Below are 3470 nucleotides of genomic sequence, written 5' to 3' on the forward strand. Positions count from 1 at the left end.
GAGCTGCGTCAGCCTCAAGCGCGTGGTGTGCAGTGGTGAGGCGTTGCCGGCCGAACTGGCCCGCCAGACCCTGCAACGCCTGCCGGCGGCGGGCCTGTACAACCTGTACGGCCCGACCGAAGCGGCGATCGATGTGACCCACTGGACCTGCCAGCCGGACGAAAGCATCAGCGTGCCGATCGGCCGGCCGATCGACAACCTCAAGACCCACATCCTCGAAGGCAGCCTGCAACCGTCGGTGCGCGGCAGTGCTGGCGAGCTGTACCTCGGTGGTGTCGGCCTGGCCCGTGGTTACCACCAGCGCCCGGCGCTGACCGCCGAACGCTTCGTGCCGGACCCGTTCAGCGACAACGGCGGGCGCCTGTACCGCACCGGCGACCTGGCGCGCTACCGCGCCGATGGCGTGATCGACTACGCCGGGCGCATCGACCACCAAGTGAAAATCCGCGGCCTGCGCATCGAACTGGGCGAGATCGAGGCGCGTCTATTGGAACTGCCGAGTGTGCAGGAAGCCGTGGTGCTGGCCCAGGACGGGCCAAGCGGCAAGCAGCTGGTGGGCTATGTGGTGCCTGCCGACAGCACGCAAGACGAAGGCGCATTGCGCGACAGCCTGCGCGAGGCGCTGAAGGCCGGTTTGCCGGACTACATGGTGCCGGCGCACCTGCTGCTGCTCGGCAAGCTGCCAGTGACGCCGAACGGCAAGCTGGACCGCAAGGCCCTGCCGCAGCCGGATGCCAGCCAGTCGCAGGGCGAGTACATCGCGCCGCGGAGCGATCTGGAGCAGCAGATCGCGGCGATCTGGGCGGATGTGCTGAAGCTGGAGAGGGTTGGCCTGGGTGACAACTTCTTCGAGATTGGCGGGCACTCCTTGCTGGCCACCTCGGTGATCGTGCGCATCCGGGAGCAAGCGGGGCTAGTGACTGAATTGAAAGAACTCTTCGAGTTCCCGGTGCTGGCTGACTTCAGTCGCCAGCTGGAGACCAGGGCGCCCGTGGATGATTCCACCCAGGACCAGTTGGCCAGATCCCTGGCGCTGCTCGATAGCCTGAGCATGGAAGAGCTCGATGAGCTGATTTCCTGAGGCCCTGATGTGATCCGTGCATGTGGGTAAACCCTTTCCCACAGATATGGAGGCATTCCTTCAGCTGGTGGGGTCCTTGTGGGAGCGGGTTCACCCGCGAAGCAGGCGACGCGGTGGATGGCACCGGCTACGCCGGTGTTCGCGGGCGCGCCCGCTCCCACAGGTACAGCGCATTCCTTCAGCTGGTGGGGCCCCTGTGGGAGCGGGCATGCCCGCGAAGCAGGCGACGCGGTGGATGGCACCGGCTGCGCCGGTGTTCGCGGGCGCGCCCGCTCCCACAGGTACAGCGCATTCCTTCAGCTGGTGGGGGCCCTGTGGGAGCGGGCATGCCCGCGAAGCAGGCGACGCGGTGGGTGGCACCGGCTACGCCGGTGTTCGCGGGCGCGCCCGCTCCCACAGGTATGGCGCATTCCTTCAGCTGGTGGGGGGCCTGTGGGAGCGGGCATGCCCGCGAAGCAGGCGACGCGGTGGATGGCACCGGCTGTGCCGGTGTTCGCGGGCGCGCCCGCTCCCACAGGTATGGCGTTTTCCTTCAGCTGGTGGGGCCCTTGTGGGAGCGGGTTCACCCGCGAAGCAGGTGACGCGGTGGATGGCACCGGCTGCGCCGGTGTTCGCGGGCGCGCCCGCTCCCACGGGTACGGCGCAGGTTTCCGAGTCCCACAGAGGCCCTGCTAATGAGTTATGTGCAGTGCCATGGGAAGTGGGTTCGGTGCAGGTATCAGGCTGACGCTGTACATGCACCGGGCGCTGCCTCCCCCGAATTTCCATCTAAATCCATGCCACCACTCAACCGTCTAACTACGGAGGAAATTGATGAGCTGATTTCTTAGGAGATTCCCTGTGCAAGAGCTGCTCGATACGGTCGTATCGTTGTCCACCCAAAAACGTAAGGCGTTGGCAGCCTTGCTCAAGAAACAAGGCGTGAACCTGTACGGTGTCACGCCGATCTTCCCGAGGGATCCTGCAGAGCCGGTGCTGCTTTCCTACGCTCAGCAGCGCCTGTGGATACTGTCGCAATTGGGCGAGGTGGGCGGCGCGTACAACCTCTCGTCTGTCTTGCGTTTCAAAGGCCACCTGAATACCCAAGCCCTGCAGCGCAGTTTCGAAGCCCTGATCGAACGCCACGAAACGCTGCGTACCACCTTCCACCTGGAAGGGGAGCAGGCGGTTCAGGTGATCCACCCACGTGTCCCTTTCGAACTGGCCGTTGAAGTGCTGGCGCAGGCCGATGACAGCCACCTGCGTCAGCGTGTCGAGGCCGAAGCCCACCTGCCTTTCGACCTGCAGCAGGGCCCGCTGCTGCGTGTGTGCCTGTTGCGCCTGGCAGCAGACGAACATGTGCTGGTGCTGACCCTGCACCACATCGTCTCCGACGGCTGGTCGATGCCGGTAATGGTCAACGAGCTGGTGCAGCTCTACCACGGCCACAGCCAGGGCCAACCCGTGGCGTTGCCGACACTGCCGGTGCAGTACGCCGATTACGCCACCTGGCAGCGCAACTGGATGGAGGCCGGCGAGCAGGAAAGGCAACTGGCCTACTGGACCGCGCAACTGGGAGAAGAGCAGCCCGTGCTGGAGCTGCCCACCGACCGCCCGCGGCCCGCCGTGAGCAGCCATCAGGGCGCACGGGTAAAGGTCGCTCTGGACCAGCAACTGGCCGGGGCGCTCAAGCAGCTGGCCCAGCAGCAGGGCGTGACGCCGTTCATGCTGCTGCTGGCCAGCTTCCAGGCGCTGCTGCACCGCTATAGCGGCCAGCCAGACATCCGTGTCGGTGTACCGGTTGCCAACCGCAACCGGGTCGAGACCGAACGCCTGATCGGCTTTTTCGTCAACACCCAGGTGCTACGGGCCGAGTTCGACCTGCAGATGATCTTCATTGACCTGCTGCAGCAGGTGAAGCAACGCGCACTGGGTGCCCAGGCCCATCAGGACCTGCCGTTCGAGCAGTTGGTCGAGGCCTTGCAGGTCGAGCGCAACCTGGGCCACAGCCCGCTGTTCCAGGTGATGTACAACCACCAGACCCAGGCCAAGGGCGAGCGCCGTAGCCTGCAAGGGCTGCAGATGGAAGAGCTGGTCTGGGACAGCCACACCGCCAAGTTCGAGCTGACCCTGGATACCTTCGAGCACGAGCAGGGCATTGGCGCGGCACTGACCTACGCCACCGACCTGTTCGACGCGGCGACCATCGAGGGCATGGCCCGGCATTGGCTGAACCTGCTGCAGGGGATCGTATGCGAGCCTGGGCAGCGGGTTGCCGACCTGCCGCTGCTGGACGTGCCTGAGCGGCACATCATCGTGCGCGACTGGAACGCCACCGAAGCGGACTTTCCGGCAGGGCAAAGCATCCATCAGCTGGTCGAAGCCCAGGTGTTCGCCACCCCGGATGCCC

Annotated in this window: 2 protein-coding genes; both read left to right on the forward strand. The window is 65.5% G+C overall.

Features of this window, described 5'->3' with window-relative positions; all coding sequences use genetic code 11:
- Nucleotides 1-1081: AMP-binding protein (locus RYH74_RS26120; protein WP_317410590.1), on the forward strand; the 1081-nt coding region annotated here is incomplete at its 5' end.
- Between the two features lie 840 nt (nt 1082-1921).
- On the forward strand, nt 1922-3470 hold a 1549-nt coding region (locus RYH74_RS26125; RefSeq protein WP_317410592.1), incomplete at its 3' end, for a condensation domain-containing protein.

Origin of the sequence: Pseudomonas sp. LSJ-87, assembly GCF_032971465.1 — a bacterium.
In the GTDB taxonomy this organism is placed as follows: Bacteria; Pseudomonadota; Gammaproteobacteria; order Pseudomonadales; family Pseudomonadaceae; genus Aquipseudomonas; species Aquipseudomonas putida_Z.